Consider the following 18,702-nt stretch of genomic DNA (forward strand, 5'->3'; position numbering starts at 1 on the left):
CTTTGTTTGATTAACGACGTAATCCTAAAGCTTGGATTAATTCGCGGTAACGTTGTACGTCTTTTTGACGTAGGTAAGCTAATAAGTTACGACGATGTCCAACTTTTTTCATCAACCCACGGTATGAATGGTGGTCTTTTTTGTGCATACGTGCATGTTCGTTCAAATGGTTGATTTCTTCTGTTAAAACAGCGATTTGAACTTCTGGAGAACCAGTATCTCCTTCATGACGTGCAAATTTGTTGATGATTTCGTTTTTGCGTTCTTTTGAAATTGCCATGTTTTTCACCTCTTTTTCTTTTTCCCCTGCGACTGAGTAAAACGTTGGTGATTCGTTAAACCAAGTAACAGGTACTGTGCTTTTCACACGTAATTACTTTACTTGATTCTAAGTAAAAAAGCAAGTTTATCTACCTATTCTTTTCGTTTCTTTTGAAAGCTCCTCCAAAACTTATGTTATACTGAGGATACTACTCTATCTAAAGGAAGTGTAAGGATGAGCGTTCTTTCCCGAATCGAGAGCATGAAAAATGAATTATCGCTTTCTGAGAAGAAACTCTTCGCATTCATGGAGGCCAATCCTGAAAAAGTGCCGTCGATGACTGCGAGTCAATTAGCAGAAGCCACTGGGATCAGTGCGCCGACTGTCGTACGCTTTGCGAAAAAAACCGGCTTTGCTAGTTTGACAGATTTAAAAATACAATTATCTGCGGAATCCGGCTTGCGCCAAAATGCCAATGAAAACTTGGGCTATGCCGATGTTGAATTAAATGAGCCCTTTCATGCCATCACATCTAAATTAAGCCACAATGCACAGGTGACTATGAATGAGACGGCTCAATTGTTAGAAGAACAGCTGATGTTGGCTGCCGCTGAACTGATCGCGACTCGTGAGCGAATCTTTGTCTGCGGGATCGGTGCTTCTTCATTGATCGCACAAGATATCCAACAAAAATGGACCCGTTTAGGCAAAATCGTCGTGTTTGAAAATGACTACAATCTCTTGTTGCCGCAACTCGTCAAAAACGAGAAAAAAAGTCTCCTCTGGGTCATTTCCAACAGTGGACACACGCCTGAGATGGTTCACTTAGCAGAAATCGTTAAAAATCTTGGCGTCCCGATTCTGTCACTCACCCGATTTGGCAGTAATCCGTTAACAAAGTTGGCGGATGTTCCCCTGCAAGTGTCCCGTTCCAAAGAAGCCAACCAACGTAGTGCTGCTACGAATTCGATTATCGCCCACCTATTGGCGGTCGATGTCCTTTTCTATGTCTTTTTAAGCAAGAATGAAAAGCTGGCACGCAATATCTATGCCTCACGCCAAGCCATTGCCGATTTTCGTGAGAAGTATTTATAAAATATTCATAGCCAAAGAAGTCCGCAGGAAAGTTTTCCTGCGGTATTTTTTCTTCTAAGGACACTTTGATCAATCAAGGGCATTCTTGGCAGCTACTTCTGCCAACCAAAAACTGGACGCTTTGGGATAACGCTTGAAGTCATTTTTCAAATCCACTCGATAAAACCCATAACGGTTTTTATATGCATTCAACCAGCTCCAGCAATCCATAAAGGTCCACATATGGTAACCGAAACAAGGAGACCCGTCTTCGATTGCATGATGCAGCTGACGCAAATGGTCTTCAACAAAGGCGATCCGATACGTATCATTGACCTGCCCCGTGGCGTCCATGAACCGTTCTTCCTCAGATACCCCCATGCCATTTTCGGAAACAAACCATGGCATGTTTTGATAGTCATTCTTTAGACGCATCGCGATATCGTAAATCCCTTCTGGATAGATTTCCCAGCCGCGATGAGGATTGATTTTTTTCTCTGGCCAATCGTACCCACGAAATAACTGACGTGGCTCAAAGGGACCGGATGCTGCCTTCTGCGGAAGTGGTGCTTGGATCCGCAACGGTTGATAATAATTGCAACCAATAAAATCTACGGTATTTTCACGAAAAATTTCCGCATCTGTTGCTTCATATTCAGGGGACAATTGATGCTCCTTGAATAAGCTCGTTAGCTTTTCTGGAAATTGTCCATAAACGACACAGTCCAAAAAACTGCGAATATACAAGAGATCTGCCCATTCAGCGGCTTCTCGATCAGCCGCTTCTTGACTTTTTGGATAAACAGGTGACAAATTCAAGATGATACAGATTTCTCCATCAGGAAGTGCGATTTTACGAAACTCAGCAACTGCCTTCGCATGGGCTAACAAGGTATGATAACCAACTTGAATTGCCCGCTTGAAATCACGCACTTGCGGCCAATGAGCATCTCCGTAATACCCACATTCAATATGCACCAATGGTTCATTAAAGGTCGCCCATTTTTTCACTAAATCGCCAAATTGTTCAAAAGCAGTTTTTGCATAAAATGCAAAATGGTCCACGGATTCCCGCGCCTCCCAACCTCCTTTTTCCATCAGCCACCAAGGCATGTCAAAATGAAACAAATTAATGATCGGTTCGATGCCTTGATCCAGCATTTCCTGAAAATATGCCCGATAAAACCGGACTGCCGTCTGATTCAATGTTTTTCCATCTGGTAATAAGCGGGTCCATGCAATCGATGTCCGATAGGAATTCAAGTTCATGGCCTTCATGTTTGCTACGTCTTCCCGGTATTGATAGTAGGTATTTGAGGTGTCGCTTGGTCCGACACCATCGTAAAAGCGTGACGGCTCCAACTCAAACCATTTGTCCCATGTAGAGGGACTTTTGCCGTCAACCACTGCGGCCCCCTCGGTTTGCGGTGCTGACGCGGCCGCTCCCCATAAAAAGTTTTTTGGAAAGTGAATCATTCTTTTGCTCCTTTCTGAATTACCTGCCACGTGCGGTCAGGGTTGGACCGTTGAAATACAAATCGATACTGCTGACCTGCTGTTTCGACTTCCAGACAAAACGATGTTGTTTCTTCCAAGGAAATTGCCAGCTGCTGCAATGATGCTTCACCGATCACGAGTTGAAAAGTTGCTTGTCCTTGACTAGGCACCCATACTTTTTGAAAGCCGCATAAGACTTTTTTCCTCGGCACATATGCTTTTGTATACTCTTTTAGATAGCATTGGACCACTTCTTTACCAGACACAGTAGAATGATTTTCAAGTGTGCCACTGACGATAATGCCTTCCCCTGCATATTCAGCCGAAACCGAGCTGCAAATAAAAGAGGCATAACTAAGCCCATAACCAAAAGAATATACTGGTGCGCCTTTTTGATCGAGGTAGTCTTTTTGAAACGCTGTGTTGCGATAATTATAACAGACAGGCAGTTGTCCAACTGTATCAGGAATAGAAACTGCTAATTTCCCACTAGGTACCGTTTCACCAAAAAGAATCCGAGCAATCGCTTCCCCTCCATATTGGCCGGGATAGCCAACGTAAAGCACCCCATCGAACAAGTCTTGCAAAGGAGCTAAGCAATGCGGTCGACCGGAAATCACGATCCCAATCAGCGGCTTTTTACTCTTCTTCAACGCAAACAGTAAATCCAACTGGCATTGCGGCAAATCGAGGGTAGCCAAGTCGATGTTTTCTCCACTGGTCATTTCCTGAGATCCCCTTAAGGCGGCACCGTTTTTGTCAAAATCCGTTGTGAAATCACGGGCACTGGAGCCGCCGATCGTCACTAAGACGACATCCGCTTTTTCTGCAATCTGACAGGCTTGCCTTCGTTGAGCCAGTGTGCCACTAGAGATTTCGCAGCCTTTCTCGTAGAAGAAGTCAGCTTGATGCGTACTTAAACTGGTCAAACCTTCCCAAAGGGTCGTACATGTTGTTTCTTCCTTGAATGGCGTATAATCCCCCAGCTGATGATAGAGCTGTTTAACGTGAGGACCGATGACGGCAATCTTTTGTCGCGTTTTCTTCAAAGGCAAAATACCATTGTTCTCTAGTAAAACAATCGATTCCTCCGCCAATTTCAAGGCAACTTGTTGCGCCTTTTCTTTACGGGGCAATGAAACACGGGGCGTTGCTTCTTTAAACAAGCCAAGTTTTTCTTTCAAAAGAAGCACACGACGGACTGCATCATCGATCGCCGTTTCCGCAAGTAGCCCCTCAAGGACAGCTTCTTCTAACACTGGGAAAACTTCATCCCATAAACTAACATCCACACCGCTGGTCAAGGATTTGGCGGCCGCTTGTGGGTGGCTCCCCAGCCAGTCAGCAATCCGATCCAGCCCACACCCATCGGCCATCACAATTCCCGTAAAGCCACTTTCTTCTCGTAAAACATCTTGCAGCAAATAAGCATTGGCATGGCACGGGATACCGTCTAGATCATTGTATGCAGCCATACACCCCAAGGCCCCAGCAGCAATCCCTGCTTTCATTGGTGGCAGATGGATCTCGCGGAATTCCCGATCACCGATTGCCACTGGCCCTGCATTGTGTCCCCCAATTCCTGCACCTTGGGCAGCAAAGTGCTTCAATACCGCTAAAACGTTCTGCTTTTCTATCGTTGTTTTTGATCCTTGTAATCCTCTGACGGCCGCTTTGGTAAAGCTGCTGGTTAAAAACGGATCTTCACTGAAACATTCTTCAGTTCGCCCCCAACGCGGATCTCTAGCAATGTCCAATGCGGAAACCAAGCCAACATGGGCTCCTTTTGCCCGAATCTCTTGAGCAGTGATAGTTTGGGCCGCTTGATACAGCTCTGGATTCCAACTAGAACCAACACTAAAATTGACCGGAAACGTCGTCGCTTCTAAACCTTGGTGCCCGTGAGGACACTCTTCACTGAGAAGGGCCGGAATCCCCAGCCGAGTGTGCTCCTGCAAATAAGTTTGAATCATAAGGGACAGCTCATAGGACTCCGTGGTCGTCAGGCCTGTTTGCTGATTTCTACCTGACCAAGGATCAGCTCGAAACACGCCGTAAATCCAGCCAAGACTGCCAAAACGAGCTACTTCTTTTTTAAAGGTTTCAGTTAAAATAATTTCCCCATTGTTTTTTTCGTAAACTTCCCAACCATACAGACGCTGATTCAGCTGGCCAATTTTTTCTTTCAATGTCATTTGTTGTAAAAGTGTCTCAATCATATGCTTCTCCATTTCTATTTAGTCTTCTAAATAAAGCATGATGGTCTGGATCTCAAAAGGCTGGAAATGGATTGTGATGCTTTGGGCATCCAGCGGCTCGACCGGCAGTTCAGCGACGGTTTCTTCCAAAAGATTCGTTAAAACCGCTTTTTTGATTCTTTTCTGGCAGCGCATTTGACAGGCGGTGGTTTGATTGTGATATTCATACAACCGCACGATCAGTGCCTCTTCATCTTCGGCTTTTTTCACCGTATCCAGCAAGACATTCTTTTGGTCGACTGCTAGAAAAGCTTCTGCTGATAGTTGTGGCACACTTGGAACGGTTAGAACGGGAACATTCAATGCCAAAGCTTCTTCCATCGTTTGCGCGTCTTGCCAAGTCCCTTCGTGGGCGTACAAGGAGTAGGTAAACTCATGAAAGCCTTGATCCGCTTCTGGATACGGATCGATCGGCGATTTGATCAAAGAAAGCCCGATCTTTTGATAATCCGTATTGAACCCATATTTCGAATCTGTCAAAATACTAACCCCATAATTTCCTTCTGAGAGATCAACCCATTTTTGACCACAGCTCTCAAAACGTGCTTGGTCCCATGTCGTGTTTTGATGCACAGGTCGTTTTACCTGCCCGAATTGAATATCAAACGTTGCTTCCAATGTGTTAACATCAATCGGCATCAATGCCTTTAACAGCAGTTGATGCTGGTGCCAATCAACCGCTGTTTCAAAATCGATTCTTCCCGTGCCATGGTAAAAATGCAGCCATTGCGTAATAAAAGAATCTTCAAACTGACGTTTGATCTTCAAGGTATCGCGAATCTCCCCTTGCTCAACAACCTCAGCTGAGAGAACTTGCTTCACAGGATAAGGCTTCTTCTGGTAATAAATATCAATGTCCCACGCATCATAATCCATTGGCAGATCTTCGTAAGCCACTAACTGATTCAACCGCTCGCCTTTTGGCACGATTTCTCGCTGCTGCCGTTTGTCAAATAAAGAGATGATGTCAAAGTGTTCGTCAAAAATCACTTTAAAATCAACCGTTTCAAACGATTCCTCCAGCCGCATTGCCACTTGCTTTGATTGAGGCACAGCTGAGACAGGGGTCAGTGTTTTGCAGCTCAATCCAGCCATGGCGGGAATTTTGACTAAGAGCCGGTCATCATAGGTCCGCTGAGTCAGGTAAGCTTCTTTGATCCCTGTCTGATCGTATAAATAGACCAGACCCGTCCGCTCTTGTCCCAGCGGATTAAAGACATGCCATGACGTAGCTTCGGCTGCTTGCACCGCTGGAAACAAAGTTTCGATCAGCTTGCAGCCTTTATCAAAGAGCTGTTGATACTCTTGATCCGTCTGATCATAAACTTCTTTGATCGAGCTTCCCGGCAGAATGTCATGGAATTGATTAAATAGCAGCTGTTTCCAAAGTTGTTCTAATTCAGCTTGCGGATAACGATTGATTGCACAAATACTATAAAGTTTTTCAATCGTCTGTAAGAAAAATTCTCCTTGGCGATTGGCCTTCTTGTTTTTGCCAATCGAAGTCAGTGTTCCACGATGGTATTCAAAGTACAATTCGCCGTACCAGACTGGGCCAGATTTTTCCTTAAAAGAATCTGCCAGTCGATCAAAAAAGCCCCCCACATGATTGCCAGTAATCGTCGGCATATCCGGCAATGTTTTTTGCAGCCGTTTCTGGACTTCTAGCATCTCTTTCGTCGGGCCTCCGCCACCGTCACCATACCCATAGGCAATCAAAATTTCGTCGTGCTGATCTTTTTGCTGATAACGTTCAAAACTGCCTTTGATCGTGTAAGGATCTAGCAATCCATTATATGTCGTGTAATAATCTCTGGGACTGTACCCTTCACTGATGGTGGTAATAAAATGCGTCAAAACTCGGCTGCCATCAATTCCTTGCCAGTAGAAAGAATCAAAAGGAATTTGATTGAACTGGTTCCATGACAGCTTCGTCGTCATAAAGTAGGGCGTATTTGTTTTGCGTAAAATTTGCGGTAAGGCGGCTGAATAACCGAAGACGTCTGGAAGCCATAAGACTCGGCTATCGACTTGAAATTCCTCTTTCATAAACCGTTTGCCATAAAGGATCTGACGAACCAGTGATTCCCCTGAAGTCAAATTGCAATCGGCTTCCACCCACATCGCCCCGTCAACTTCCCATCTTCCTTCTCGAACTTTTTCTTTGATTGCAGCGTAAAGTTCAGGATAATGTGTTTTCATGGAGAGATACAGTTGTGGTTGGCTTTGAAAAAACGTGTAATCTGGATACTCCTCCATCAATTTCAAGACCGTCTGGAAACTGCGCTCACCTTTTTCAATTGCTTGCTGTGCCGTCCAAAGCCACGCCAGATCGATGTGGGTATGGCCGACAGCCGTCACTTTTTGTTTTGGTGTATGCGCTGGTAAGTAACATGACGCAAGCAGTTGCTTGGCTTTTGCGAGACTTTCATAGAATGCCGCTGAGTAGGGCGTACGAAAATCCAAGACATTGGCGACTTGACCAAGAACTTGTTGATAAAATGCTTCGTCACCGCCAAACGCACGAATGGCACGCCAACTATCAAACAGCGTATAAAAATCAAACCAGAGTTCATTGACGACAGGATCCAATGCCAATAAGTTGATATGCAGTGGGAATGGTTTATCGGAACGGCCCGAGAACAGATCAATCTTCAGTTTGACTGCTTTTTGTTGATATCCTTCAGCCAAAGTGACCTCTCGATGATTGACATCGATAGCTTGGACATAGGTATCGTCCAAATAAATTTTGATTTGGGGATTGGTGGTGTTGTCCCACTCTGAGAGGCTTGAATAGACTTGTAAGACACAAGGATTCCCTACCCAATCATTGGGAACTTGAAAGCTGCCTTTCAGCTGATAATAGGTGTTTTTTTCTCCGAAATAACTCCCTTGCTCATACGGTACCCAATCCTCTTGTTTTAAAAAAAGCGGGTCTATTGGCTGTTGATAGCGTACACGGTACTGTTTTAATTTGTAGAAAATTTTTCGGATGCGTTCAAACTCGTAAGGCTGCATAACTCTCATTTTTCATTTGACTCCTCTATCTATTTTTTGAAAAAAAACGGGTGGAGATTGATTGTCTCGACCCGTTTCCCTTATCGTATGATATTAGTTTGCTTTCCAGCGGTCATAGGCCGTTTGATAGACTTCGACATATTCGTCAATGCCCATTGCTTCGATCGTTTTCACATAATCGTCCCAATTGTCTAATGGCTCGACACCTGTGATAAACTTCGCTTCCATTTGTTCTACATAAGTTGTCAAATCAGTGGCAGTGGCTGCTACTTTGTCATTTTCTTCAATCGTTAAATACAGTAGCGGGAATGGTACTTCAGCGATGTCTTCCATCTTTTCTGCCGTTTCTTGTGCAACCCAATCACTAAAACGAGTATCTGGTTCTTCATCAGCCGTTTTGCGAATATGGTATTCACCTGTTGTATCAATGACTATGTTTGGTGTAGTCAATCCATATGCCGGCGTGATTTTGCCGCGTTCGTCTTCCGTGTTGTCTGTATCAATGCCATCCACATAAACCCGGACTTTTTCGCCATCCGCATTTTCTTGGTACTCCCAAAGAACACCTTCTGGCCCTTGTTCAATATATTTTGTGCCTTCTTCCGAATAGAAGTAATCCACCCAACGCATGGAAGCTTCTGGGGAAGGATTGACATTGGTCAATGCAAAAGTTCCCCGAGAGATTCGTGGACTGCCAGGAATCTTGGCTTCTGGTGCCCATTCAGAGGTCAACGGTTGGAAGATCGGATCGTTCATCGCCTCTGCCTCACTGCGACCAGTAGTAAAGAAGCTGAAATAGTCGGCAAAAAGCCCTAGTTGATTGTTTTCACCCTTCGCTTTTTTCTGCTCATCTGACTGTCCATAAACTTCTTTATCCAGCAAGCCTTCATCGTAAAGTGTATTCATGTATTCCAAGAATGCTTTGTAGTTTTCTGATGTCGGTGTGTAGGAGACCACATCATCGTCCACTTGAATCCCGCGAGTCCGTAAGCCAAAGGCGGCCATCAACCAAACACGTGTCGAGTTCATATCGACATCCGTCAATGGAATCTCGTCTGCTTGACCATTTCCGTTAGGATCTTCGTCTTTGAAACGCGTCAACAATTCTTGCAGTTCCTCTGTGGTTTTCGGCAGTTCTGATACACCTAAATTATCTAGCCACGTGCCGTTGTACCACATCGGGCCTTGCCACCAGATTGAAGTCGCATTCCGAGAGATCATTGGTAAGGAGTAAATGTGCCCATCTGGCGTGGTGATCGATTTTAAAATAGAAGGATCTTCTTGCGTCAGTGCATAAAGATTTGGCATGATTTCTGGCGTGATATACTCCTCTAAGGGAAGTAAAATCCCTTGTGAACCGTAATCGATCTCCATCGAAGCCGTCAGTGCTTGCGAACCAGCACCGTAAACGATATCCGGCAAGTCGCCGGAAGCAAAAGCTAAGTTCAGTTTCGTACTAAAGTCAGCCGATGGCGGTGTCGTATAAGTCAGTTTGATACCGGTTTTTTCTTGGTAATCCTGTAGCGTCGGCATGTCTTCCCACTCGGCCATTCCCACACCTGGTGCCATGATATTCAAGGTCAGCTCTTCGCCTTCTTTGATGATTGGAAATTGGCTGTCATGATTGATAGCAACCTCTTTCTTTTCTCCAGTTCCCTCATCTGAAGAATTGCCGCAGGCACCCAAGGCGAGGGTACTGCATAAAGCGACACCCGCCATTCCTAAAAGTTTCTTTTTTAATCCCATTTTCTTCCTCCTTTGATTTTTTTATCCTTTAATTGAACCGACCATCATGCCCTTGACAAAATACTTTTGTAAGAACGGATAGACGATGATTACCGGTAACGAAGAAACGATCATGACGCCGTATTTGATGACTTGAGCGAGTTGCTGTTTGCTGTATAGCATATTCGCCATTTCTGAAGTCACATTGCTGACGGTATTTGAAGACATATCTTGAAGAATCAAAATTTCTCTTAAAATCATCTGCAGCGGGTACATCGATCGATCAGAAAGATAGATCAATGCGTTAAAGAAGCTGTTCCAATGTCCGACGCCATAGAACAAAGCCATTACCGCAATGATCGGCGTTGATAATGGTAAAACGATCTGCATGAATAGACGAAAATCGGAACAACCATCCACAATCGCTGCTTCTTCCATCTCTCGCGGAATTGTGGATTGAAAAAACGTTCGTGTGACAACCACATTGTAAACCGAGACGGCCCCTGGAATCACCAGTGCCCAAACGGTATTCAGCATACCTAAGCTGCGAATCAGCAAATAGCTGGGAATCAAGCCACCAGACAGGAACATGGTAACCAGCATAAAATTGGTGAAGGCTCGTCGCCCATAAAAATCTTCTCGCGATAACGCATAGGCACAAGGCAAGGTTACCAAGAGATTGATCGATGTTCCTAACACTGTATAGTAGATCGTGTTCAAATAGCCACGCCAGATACTGCTGTTGCCCAATAATGTTCGATAGCCTTCGAAGGTGATTCCTTTTGGTAAAAGCCACATTTCACCTGAGTTTACCAGATGCGGATTTGAGATCGAAGCACTGACGATATAGATCAGCGGATATAAAACGATCAGCAATGAAATTGCTAAAAACACATAAACAAAGATCAAAAAGATTTTATCAGCACGGGTATCTTTTATTAAAGAAGTTGTTTTCACTTTTGGTCCTCCCTCCTACAATAGACTAGAATTGCTTAAACGTTTGGCAATATGATTGACTACGATCAACAATACGGAATTGATCAATGAGTTAAATAGGCCGACTGCCGCAGCAAAACTGTACTGCGCATCTAACAGCCCTTGCTGGTAAACAAAGGTCGCAATCACATTCGAGGATTGCATGTTCAAAGGATTCTGCATCAAGATGATTTTTTCAAACCCAACTGACATCAAGCTGCCGAAGCTCATGATCAATAAGATCACCATCGTGGGCATGATCGTTGGAATATTGATATACCAAACGCGTTGCAGACGAGAAGCGCCATCGATCGTTGCCGCTTCGTGCAGTTGCGTATCGACTCCAGATAGAGCTGCCAGATAAATCACAGACCCCCATCCCGTTCCTTGCCAAACTCCGGACAGGACATAAATCGTTTTAAACCAACGGGGATTAGTCATAAAGCTGATCCGCTCGAAACCCAAAAATTCTAATAGGTGATTGATGATCCCTGTTGAGGGAGATAAGAAAGCAATGACCATACCAACCATGACCACCACAGCAATAAAGTTTGGGGCATAGGTGACTGTTTGGGTAATCTTTTTAAACGGGCCGTCTTTGATCTCATTCAAAGCCAATGCCAGGATGATCGGCAGCGGAAAACCGACAACCAATGAATAGATACTGATTCCTAAAGTATTTTTGATGAGTTCCCAAAAATAATAGGAATCGAAGAAACGTTGAAAATGTTTAAATCCAACCCAAGGACTGCCCAAAATCCCTAATGAAGGCATATAATCCTTGAATGCAATAATGATTCCATACATCGGTCCATAAGAGAAAATCAAAATAATCAAAAATGCTGGCAACACAAACAAGTACAATTGCCGATTTTTCTTGATCTTCATTTTTATATCTTGTTTCTTTGTTTTAGGTACTGAAACGGTTTGTCTGATTGGCGCTGTTTCCATTCTTCCTCCTCCTTGCTTGGTGTTAGCCTTATCATGAATTGTATTCGCTTTCAAATCAATGTGTATTTTTTTCCCTATGTGTCGAAACGCGAATCCCAACTGCCCCAACGTTCGGCTGACTGATATCCGACCATAAGAGGTACGGTTCGGTAGCGTTTTTATAGACTGGTAACGCTTTTTTAGTGGCTAGATCAATTAGCTCGTCTTCTTCAGTTGCGCCGATCTCTGTTAAAGGAATCTGTTCGCAAGCGCCTGCAGCGATACTGCGAAATGCAAAATGAGCCTTGCCCTCTTTTTGATAGGTCAAATGCCATTCATTTGTCCAAGCTATTGGTTTCGCCCGCGTTTCATAGATACCTTCACCATATAGCGCCAACCAATTGCCGATTTCTTCTAAGCGTTGGGTCTCTTCGAATGTAAATTCGCCATCAGGTGTTGGGCCGACACCTAAAATCAAATTTCCCCCTTTGCTGACTACCTCAATCAAGGTTTCCAGCAGTTCTTGGCTGCTCTTGAAGGTATCATTCGGCACATAGCCCCAATCATTCCCAATCGGGATATTGCTTTCCCAAACTTTTTTAGGAATTTCTGCTAATGCAGGAATTTTGCGTTCTGGTGTCACATAGTTTTCATGACGGCCACCCATCATTCGATCAACGATGATCAATTCCGGCTGTTTCTCACGTGCAATCTCAGCTAAACGATCCATTTGTAGGTCTTCTTTTCCTTGCCCGCACCAACCAGCATCTAACCAAAGAAAATCGACTTTTCCATAATTGGAAGTAATCTCTACAATCTGACGATGCACAAATGACACATAGCGCGCCCAGATATCTGGATGAAGGTGGGTGTCATAGCTGGCATGACGACCTTTGACGGTGTCATCATCCAACCAGTAAAAAGGAGAATACCAGTCAGCTTTAGAATAGTAGGCTCCTGTTACAATCCCTGCTTCTTGAAACGCCGTAAACACTTCTTGTAAAATGTCGCGTTTAAAGGGACTTAATTTCCCGCCGATTTTAAACTCTGACTCCATTGTGTTGAACATCGAAAACCCATCATGATGCTTTGTTGTGAATAAACAGTACTTAAATCCCGCCTTCTTACAGATCTTGGCCCATTTACGGGTATCCAGCTTCTTCGGCTCAAATTGATTAATCAACTGCCAATAATCCAAACGCAGTGCTTCGATAGTTTCTCGATAGGGCTGGTTTTCTCTAGCCCATTCATCTTTTTCAGATAATTGCCATGATTCAACGATCCCCGCTTCGGCATACAGCCCATAATGGAAGATCACTCCGAATTTCAAGTCTTGAAACCATTCCAGACGCTGCTTGAGCATTTCTGTTTCTGGGACCCACGCTGCTTGCTCTCTCTCCTTGGCTTCTTCAATATCACCGCGAATTTTTGTCATGCATTTGCACTCCTTTCTTTGTTCTAAATGTAAGCGAAAAAAAGTTCATCTAACAATATGTAACTTTTTTCACTGTGTTAAACCAAGCAAGAGCGTTTGTAAAATTTGTAATGAAGAAAGCTTCCTTCCATAAAAACGTTAGGAGAAATAAAGCGGATCAAATATATTTGCTGTGTTTTTCCTGTATGGGATGTGTGATTTTTTCATCCATGCCCATTATCCATGGATCAATGGTACGATAAGGACAACAATTAAAGCGGATACAAAATGGTAATCCGTAAGAAAGTGAGGATTTTATGAAACAATCCAATGGCCTTTATCATGTTTCCTATCAAGTCGGTGAATGGCTCCTCCATTGCCTAAAATTGCAGTTTCTTTGGTTTTATTGGGTATTTCGATATGGGATATTTTTAGGCATTTTCCCTGCCACCGCTACGATTATCCAAGCTTTTTTCAGCAGTTTCCAAAAAAAGGAACGCCCAGCGGCTTTGAAGCCTTGGTTCAGAACTGTCGTGAAAAAAAATTTCCGTCGCGCCAATCAATTAGGAGCCATGCAAGCGGGTTTGCTGCTTTTCTTATGGCTAGAATTGCGCATCTCTAGTACCTTTATCCAAAATAGCTTGATTCACTTTTTTTTGCTGCTGTTGTTTATCAGTGCCCTTTTGATCAGCTTGTATCTGCTGCCAGTGTATTTGCGTTATGACTTGCCCCTTCTTCACTATTTTAAGCAAGCAGTAATACTGATGGTTATCAGTATTCCCCAAACGATTGCGATGATTTTGGGAATCTTAGTAACTACAATCATTTTGACTTTTTTACCGATTTTATTAGTCATCGGCTTTGTTCCTTTTTTCCTTTTTCCAAATAGTTGGTTCTCTTTTCAAGCGATCCAACGTTCAGAATCATTGCTGATAAAAGAAACTTAAGAAGGGACGTTCGTAATGAAAGACATTTTTATCCAAAGTAATGAAAATCTTGATGATTTTTTTAGTAACATACTACCGGAACTAGCGTTGCGAGAATCACCGCAAGGGCATCCATTACAGCTGATTCAACGGCCCGGTTCTCTGAAAATTTGCCACGGTCCGCTAGCAACAATCATTTACTATCAAGAAAAGGCCCATTTATTTCGGGCATTAACTTTATGGGTGCATGAAGACCGCCCAGTCTATGTCTTAGAAGAACAGCCGCATTTTGAAGCAATTGGACCAATGATCGATCTGTCCCGCAATGCAGTAATGACCGTTGAAAAACTGCAACGCTTTATTCTATTGACAAGCAAGATGGGGCTTAATCGTCTCACGCTTTATATGGAAGACACTTATGAAATTCCAGAGTATCCTTATTTTGGTCATTTACGAGGCCGTTATACACAAGGTGAGTTAAAGAAGCTTGATAGCTACGCGCAATCTATAGGTGTAACTTTGATTCCGGCGATTCAAACATTGGCACACTTAACGAATCCCTTAAAATGGGGATTTGCTAAAAACATTCGGGACACGGAAGATATTTTACTGGTGGGAGAAGAAGAAACATATACCTTTTTGGAAGCAGCGATCTGTTCGATCCGTTCGTGTTTTACGACGGATCAGCTACACATTGGCATGGATGAAGCACACCAATTGGGGAAAGGAAGATATTTGGTATTGCACGGTTTAAAAGACCGTTTCTCGATTATGGCCGAACATCTGCAGCGGGTAGCTGCGCTTTGTCAAAAAGTGGGTTTTAAGCCGATGATGTGGAGCGATATGTTTTTTAGGATCGGTGCACCTACTGGTGATTATTACGATCCAGACGTGTGTTTTCCCACAGAATTGTTTGCTGACCTTCCTGCTGTCAAAATGGTTTACTGGGATTATTACCACCATGATCATGCCTCTTATCAGCGAATGTTTGCGAAACATCGGGAATTAAAACAGCCGATCGCCTTTGCTGGAGGTATCTGGACTTGGAACGGTTTGGCGCCGAACTATGGCAAAAGTTTTGCCACCATGCGTCATGCCTTGCAAGCCGCCAAAGAAAACGATGTTCAGGAAGTTTATGCCACACTTTGGGGCGACGACGGAGCCGAAACACCATTGATTGCTGCGCTACTAGGTTTGCAATATTTCAGTGAAGCGCAGTTTGGAAACGACCTTTCGTTAGAGAAATTAAATGAAAAATTCCAGCTCTTTCACGAGTCAGTTAGTAGCGATTTCTTGCTGCTTGATCGTTTTGATCAAACTGCAGGTGTACCAGAAAACAATCCTCACGGAGAAAACCCCAGCAAGCTAATGCTCTACCAAGACTTGCTGTATGGTTTGTATCAGGAAAACTTAACCGATCTTTCTTTAGCATCCCACTATCAAACATTGGCTCAAGAGTTGGCAGCTGTGAAATCAACACGGGACACACAAACGATGTTTGCCTTTTATCAGCAGCTGGCTGATGTTTTGGCACAAAAAGCTTGTATTACCGACCAAATCACCAGTGCCTATAAAAGCAAGGACTTCACGGAATTGCGCCAAGCAGTCGATGAGCTCAGTGTCTATAAATCCGCCTTGCAATCCCTTTATGAAGCCCATCGTAAAGTCTGGTTTGACTGGAATCGACCTTTCGGTTTTGAGAGTATCGATCTGCGCTACGGCGCCTTGCTGATGCGCTGCGACACGACACTCTGGCGGCTTACTGCCTTCTTGGACGGGGAGCTCGATACTTTGGAAGAATTGACTCAACCGTCCTTACCAATGGTGACCCCTTTCAGCGGCAACACTTCTGTGGGTCGCAATTTATTTCATGGAATCTATAGTGCGGGGAAAATTTCTGATGTTTAAAAGAAGGAGTGAGAAATTATGAAAACATCCTTGCTGCGCCGAACCATCATCGTGAGTTTGCTGGCTGTTGTTAGCCTATTCTTTCTCTATTTTCTAACAACCGATTCTTCTGCTCCAGTTCATGCCCAACCTTCAGAAAAACTGGAGATGACAGGTAATATTACAAATCAAGCAGCGGCGGAGGCTTGTTTGGCAGTGCTGAAAGAAAATTTACAAGCAGCCTCTGACCAAGATGCGACAGCTTATGCCGCCACGCTCGTGGCAGCGGCGCGAGCAGAGACGAGCCAAGAATTGGCTGCTTTTTTTGCAGAAGAACAGCTGCAGCACACGCTGCTTTCTTTTGAAGTCGTTAAACAAGAGACAGGATCCATGCTGGTCGCGGCGCAGCAGAAAACGATCAGCCCAAAAGATTCTTCCTACCGTGATCACATCACAGAGGCTTACCATACTTTCGTTAAGGAAGCAGATGGCTGGAAAATTCAAGAAACAGTCATGACGAATACAGAATTTCTTTAAGTGAGTGAAAAAGGAGTGATTTTTAATGAGAACGTATAAGAATTGGCCTGCCAACTACCCTGATCCAAACTGGTTCCTCCATGATCGGTTTGGCTTATTCATCCATTTCGGCCTATTCAGTATTGGCGCTCGACACGAATGGTTTATGACGACAGAAAAAATTGAACCCACCACCTATCGCGAGAACTATTTTTCTCAGTTTGATCCTGATCTTTTCAACGCGGAGGAATGGGCTCAAACCGCAAAGAAGGCCGGTTTTCAATACATGGTCTTCACGACGAAACATCATGAAGGCTTTGCCCTTTGGGACACCGCGCTCAGCGACTACAAAGTAACCAACACCCCATTCAAGCGAGACCTCTTAGCAGAACTGCTGCCGGCATTTCGCAAGGTAGGCATTAAGGTCGGACTGTATCATTCGCTGATCGATTGGTATCATCCAGATTTCACGCTCGACGGCCTGCATCCGCAACGAGAGACTATTCAAGCCCGTCAAGCCAATGACCAGCGGGACATGCGCCGTTATCAAGATTTTTTGGCTGGTCAAGTCACCGAACTATTGACCAATTATGGAACCATCGATTATATGTGGTTTGATTTTCCTTATAGCCATCGAGATTGGGGCTGGTCAAAAGGCAAGGGTGCAGCCGATTGGGATAGTAAGCGAATCGAAGAAATTTGCCGAAGTCTACAGCCGGAGATGTTACTGAATGATCGTTTGGATTTGGGCCGAGGGATTACCACCCCTGAGCAATTCCAACCAGACAAACCATTAGAAGCGAATGGATTGCCTTTAATATGGGAAGCGTGCCAAACGATGTACGAAACGTGGGGATATGATCGTGATGCTCAGCACTGGAAATCCAGTGAAATGATGACCAAAATGCTGATTGACACAGTAGCAAAAGATGGGAACTTTCTCTTAAATATCGGCCCGAATGCTCGTGGAGAAATCAACTTACCAACTCGCGGCCATTTAGAAGCCATCGGTTCATGGATGCATTATCATCAGCAAGCGATTATCGGCTGTGGTGCCAGCACTTTTCAACCGCCTATTGACAGTCGTTACACCCAAAACGGGAATAAACTTTACTTGCACCTCTTCTCCTACCCCTACAAATCCTTGCATCTTCCGGGACTTGCAGGATGCGTGAAGCATATCCGTTTCTTACATGATGGCTCCGAGTTGTTTTATCGAGGATTTGATCCCGAGGAAGTTCTCACGTCAACGGAAGCCATCATCAACAAAGAGGACCTTGTTCTCAGCTTACCCGTCTGCTCCCCAGATGTGTTGGTACCAGTGGTCGAAATCACTTTAAAAGAAATATAAGCGCCTATTGCACTGTACTAAATGAATATTTTATTGATACAAAAACATTGTCCTTACTTTCTTTACAAAAAAATGACTAGAAACTGATCGTTTCTAGTCATTTTTTATGGCTATTTTTTCAAAAACTCCCCAAATTCGCTTATACGAAAGTAGCGAGCTAGCTTGTTGAACAGGTGATGAGAACATGCAAACAAGCTGCGGGATTAATCCTTTTTTAAAGGTACTTACCACGGGAGGGTCAAAGTTCCTTAGACAAATAAAGAACAAGATCGTCATTGTTACAACAAGGCACATTCATCGCACAATTCTGATTATTGAACCAAACACCAGATCCATCTGGAATATAGCCTTGTTTTACATACAGTCTCTGGGCCGATCCATAACCATTGTGTAAACCTACCCCTAATGTCACCACGGCAGCTATTTCTCGTGCCTTTTCTTCGGCTGCTTTTAAAAGCTGACTGCCTACCCCTTGTTTTTGATAAGATTCAAAAACATTAAAATCCACAATTTCTGGGTACAAGCCTTTAAATGGTCCGTGCTTTGCTAGAGGGACCAATGTCAAATACCCGGCAGTTTTGTTGTTTATTTTGGCAAGCAAAATGTATCTCTCCCCCGCTTCTTGCTCGTTTAAATACTCCATCAAGAGCTGCTGGCGAGAAGGCCACCCTTGCTTTAAAAACATTTGATCCATTTCAAGGATATCTTTTTTCTTCAACGGTTGAATGTCTATGATCACTTATTGCTCCATTTCTCCCCTCACTCGGAGTTACGTTCATTTTATCAAAATACTATTGGCTTTTGTTTCACTTGTCGCTAAACTTATTCATCATAAAGAAAGCAACAGGGGTTGTCAGCGATGTGCCCTT

14 protein-coding genes are annotated in these 18,702 nt (G+C 43.9%); 5 read left to right on the top strand and 9 right to left on the bottom strand.

Annotated features, from left to right (window positions below; genetic code table 11):
* Positions 1-10: 10 nt before the first annotated feature.
* Positions 11-280: a 30S ribosomal protein S15 gene (rpsO, locus tag IGJ12_RS14255; protein WP_005228072.1), complete on the bottom strand. Its 270-nt coding sequence runs from the start codon at positions 278-280 to the stop codon at positions 11-13.
* 216 nt (positions 281-496) lie between these two features.
* On the opposite strand from rpsO, the gene IGJ12_RS14260 reads away from it, so the two are divergent.
* On the top strand, positions 497-1,357 hold the full coding sequence (locus IGJ12_RS14260; protein WP_008379484.1) for a MurR/RpiR family transcriptional regulator: 861 nt from the start codon (positions 497-499) through the stop codon (positions 1,355-1,357).
* A 69-nt stretch (positions 1,358-1,426) separates the two neighbouring features.
* Here IGJ12_RS14260 and IGJ12_RS14265 read toward each other — a convergent pair whose 3' ends face one another.
* From IGJ12_RS14265 to IGJ12_RS14295, 7 genes are all read right to left on the bottom strand, one after another.
* Positions 1,427-2,812 carry a glycoside hydrolase family 1 protein gene (locus IGJ12_RS14265; RefSeq protein ID WP_016612898.1) on the bottom strand — a complete coding sequence of 462 codons (1,386 nt, stop codon included), beginning with the start codon at positions 2,810-2,812 and terminating at the stop codon, positions 1,427-1,429.
* Positions 2,809-5,064, bottom strand: coding sequence for a glycoside hydrolase family 3 N-terminal domain-containing protein (locus IGJ12_RS14270; protein ID WP_430619146.1), 2,256 nt, complete (start codon positions 5,062-5,064; stop codon positions 2,809-2,811). The genes IGJ12_RS14265 and IGJ12_RS14270 overlap by 4 nt, the downstream gene beginning before the upstream one ends.
* 6 nt (positions 5,065-5,070) lie before the next feature.
* Positions 5,071-8,118, bottom strand: coding sequence for an alpha-mannosidase (locus tag IGJ12_RS14275; RefSeq protein ID WP_430619147.1), 3,048 nt, complete (start codon positions 8,116-8,118; stop codon positions 5,071-5,073).
* 84 nt (positions 8,119-8,202) lie between these two features.
* Entirely contained in the window at positions 8,203-9,855 is a 1,653-nt protein-coding gene (locus IGJ12_RS14280) for an extracellular solute-binding protein (protein WP_430619148.1), read from the bottom strand.
* A gap of 21 nt (positions 9,856-9,876) precedes the next feature.
* Positions 9,877-10,791, bottom strand: a complete 915-nt coding sequence (locus IGJ12_RS14285) for a carbohydrate ABC transporter permease (RefSeq protein ID WP_008379474.1) — start codon at positions 10,789-10,791, stop codon at positions 9,877-9,879.
* A 15-nt stretch (positions 10,792-10,806) separates the two neighbouring features.
* Positions 10,807-11,760, bottom strand: a complete 954-nt coding sequence (locus tag IGJ12_RS14290) for an ABC transporter permease (RefSeq protein ID WP_008379472.1) — start codon at positions 11,758-11,760, stop codon at positions 10,807-10,809.
* A 55-nt stretch (positions 11,761-11,815) separates the two neighbouring features.
* The gene (locus tag IGJ12_RS14295) at positions 11,816-13,174 is read right to left on the bottom strand and encodes an alpha-L-fucosidase (RefSeq protein WP_430619149.1); all 1,359 of its coding nucleotides are present in this window, start codon (positions 13,172-13,174) and stop codon (positions 11,816-11,818) included.
* A 296-nt stretch (positions 13,175-13,470) separates the two neighbouring features.
* Between IGJ12_RS14295 and IGJ12_RS14300 the strand changes: the two genes are divergently transcribed.
* Genes IGJ12_RS14300 through IGJ12_RS14315 form a run of 4 tightly spaced genes read left to right on the top strand, consistent with a single transcriptional unit; the run spans position 13,471 to position 17,833 of the window.
* The gene (locus IGJ12_RS14300) at positions 13,471-14,100 is read left to right on the top strand and encodes a DUF624 domain-containing protein (RefSeq protein ID WP_429947790.1); all 630 of its coding nucleotides are present in this window, start codon (positions 13,471-13,473) and stop codon (positions 14,098-14,100) included.
* A 15-nt stretch (positions 14,101-14,115) separates the two neighbouring features.
* Positions 14,116-15,987 (top strand): beta-N-acetylhexosaminidase, encoded by a 1,872-nt coding sequence (locus IGJ12_RS14305; RefSeq protein WP_430619150.1) that lies wholly within the window; start codon positions 14,116-14,118, stop codon positions 15,985-15,987.
* An 18-nt stretch (positions 15,988-16,005) separates the two neighbouring features.
* Positions 16,006-16,503, top strand: coding sequence for a hypothetical protein (locus IGJ12_RS14310; protein WP_008379463.1), 498 nt, complete (start codon positions 16,006-16,008; stop codon positions 16,501-16,503).
* 25 nt (positions 16,504-16,528) lie between these two features.
* Entirely contained in the window at positions 16,529-17,833 is a 1,305-nt protein-coding gene (locus IGJ12_RS14315) for an alpha-L-fucosidase (protein ID WP_086372375.1), read from the top strand.
* A 238-nt stretch (positions 17,834-18,071) separates the two neighbouring features.
* Here IGJ12_RS14315 and IGJ12_RS14320 read toward each other — a convergent pair whose 3' ends face one another.
* Positions 18,072-18,572, bottom strand: a complete 501-nt coding sequence (locus IGJ12_RS14320) for a GNAT family N-acetyltransferase (RefSeq protein WP_005233764.1) — start codon at positions 18,570-18,572, stop codon at positions 18,072-18,074.
* Positions 18,573-18,702: the final 130 nt, after the last annotated feature.

Source organism: Enterococcus sp. DIV0802b, from assembly GCF_050543535.1.
GTDB lineage: Bacteria > Bacillota > Bacilli > Lactobacillales > Enterococcaceae > Enterococcus_D > Enterococcus_D entomosocium.

Bases quoted from the DNA above. Each gene is read 5' to 3' on its own strand.
- rpsO (WP_005228072.1), bottom strand. From the start codon at position 280: ATGGCAATTTCAAAAGAACGCAAAAACGAAATCATCAACAAATTTGCA.
- IGJ12_RS14260 (WP_008379484.1), top strand. From the start codon at position 497: ATGAGCGTTCTTTCCCGAATCGAGAGCATGAAAAATGAATTATCGCTT.
- IGJ12_RS14265 (WP_016612898.1), bottom strand. From the start codon at position 2,812: ATGATTCACTTTCCAAAAAACTTTTTATGGGGAGCGGCCGCGTCAGCA.
- IGJ12_RS14270 (WP_430619146.1), bottom strand. From the start codon at position 5,064: ATGGAGAAGCATATGATTGAGACACTTTTACAACAAATGACATTGAAA.
- IGJ12_RS14275 (WP_430619147.1), bottom strand. From the start codon at position 8,118: ATGAGAGTTATGCAGCCTTACGAGTTTGAACGCATCCGAAAAATTTTC.
- IGJ12_RS14280 (WP_430619148.1), bottom strand. From the start codon at position 9,855: ATGGGATTAAAAAAGAAACTTTTAGGAATGGCGGGTGTCGCTTTATGC.
- IGJ12_RS14290 (WP_008379472.1), bottom strand. From the start codon at position 11,760: ATGGAAACAGCGCCAATCAGACAAACCGTTTCAGTACCTAAAACAAAG.
- IGJ12_RS14295 (WP_430619149.1), bottom strand. From the start codon at position 13,174: ATGACAAAAATTCGCGGTGATATTGAAGAAGCCAAGGAGAGAGAGCAA.
- IGJ12_RS14300 (WP_429947790.1), top strand. From the start codon at position 13,471: ATGAAACAATCCAATGGCCTTTATCATGTTTCCTATCAAGTCGGTGAA.
- IGJ12_RS14305 (WP_430619150.1), top strand. From the start codon at position 14,116: ATGAAAGACATTTTTATCCAAAGTAATGAAAATCTTGATGATTTTTTT.
- IGJ12_RS14310 (WP_008379463.1), top strand. From the start codon at position 16,006: ATGAAAACATCCTTGCTGCGCCGAACCATCATCGTGAGTTTGCTGGCT.
- IGJ12_RS14315 (WP_086372375.1), top strand. From the start codon at position 16,529: ATGAGAACGTATAAGAATTGGCCTGCCAACTACCCTGATCCAAACTGG.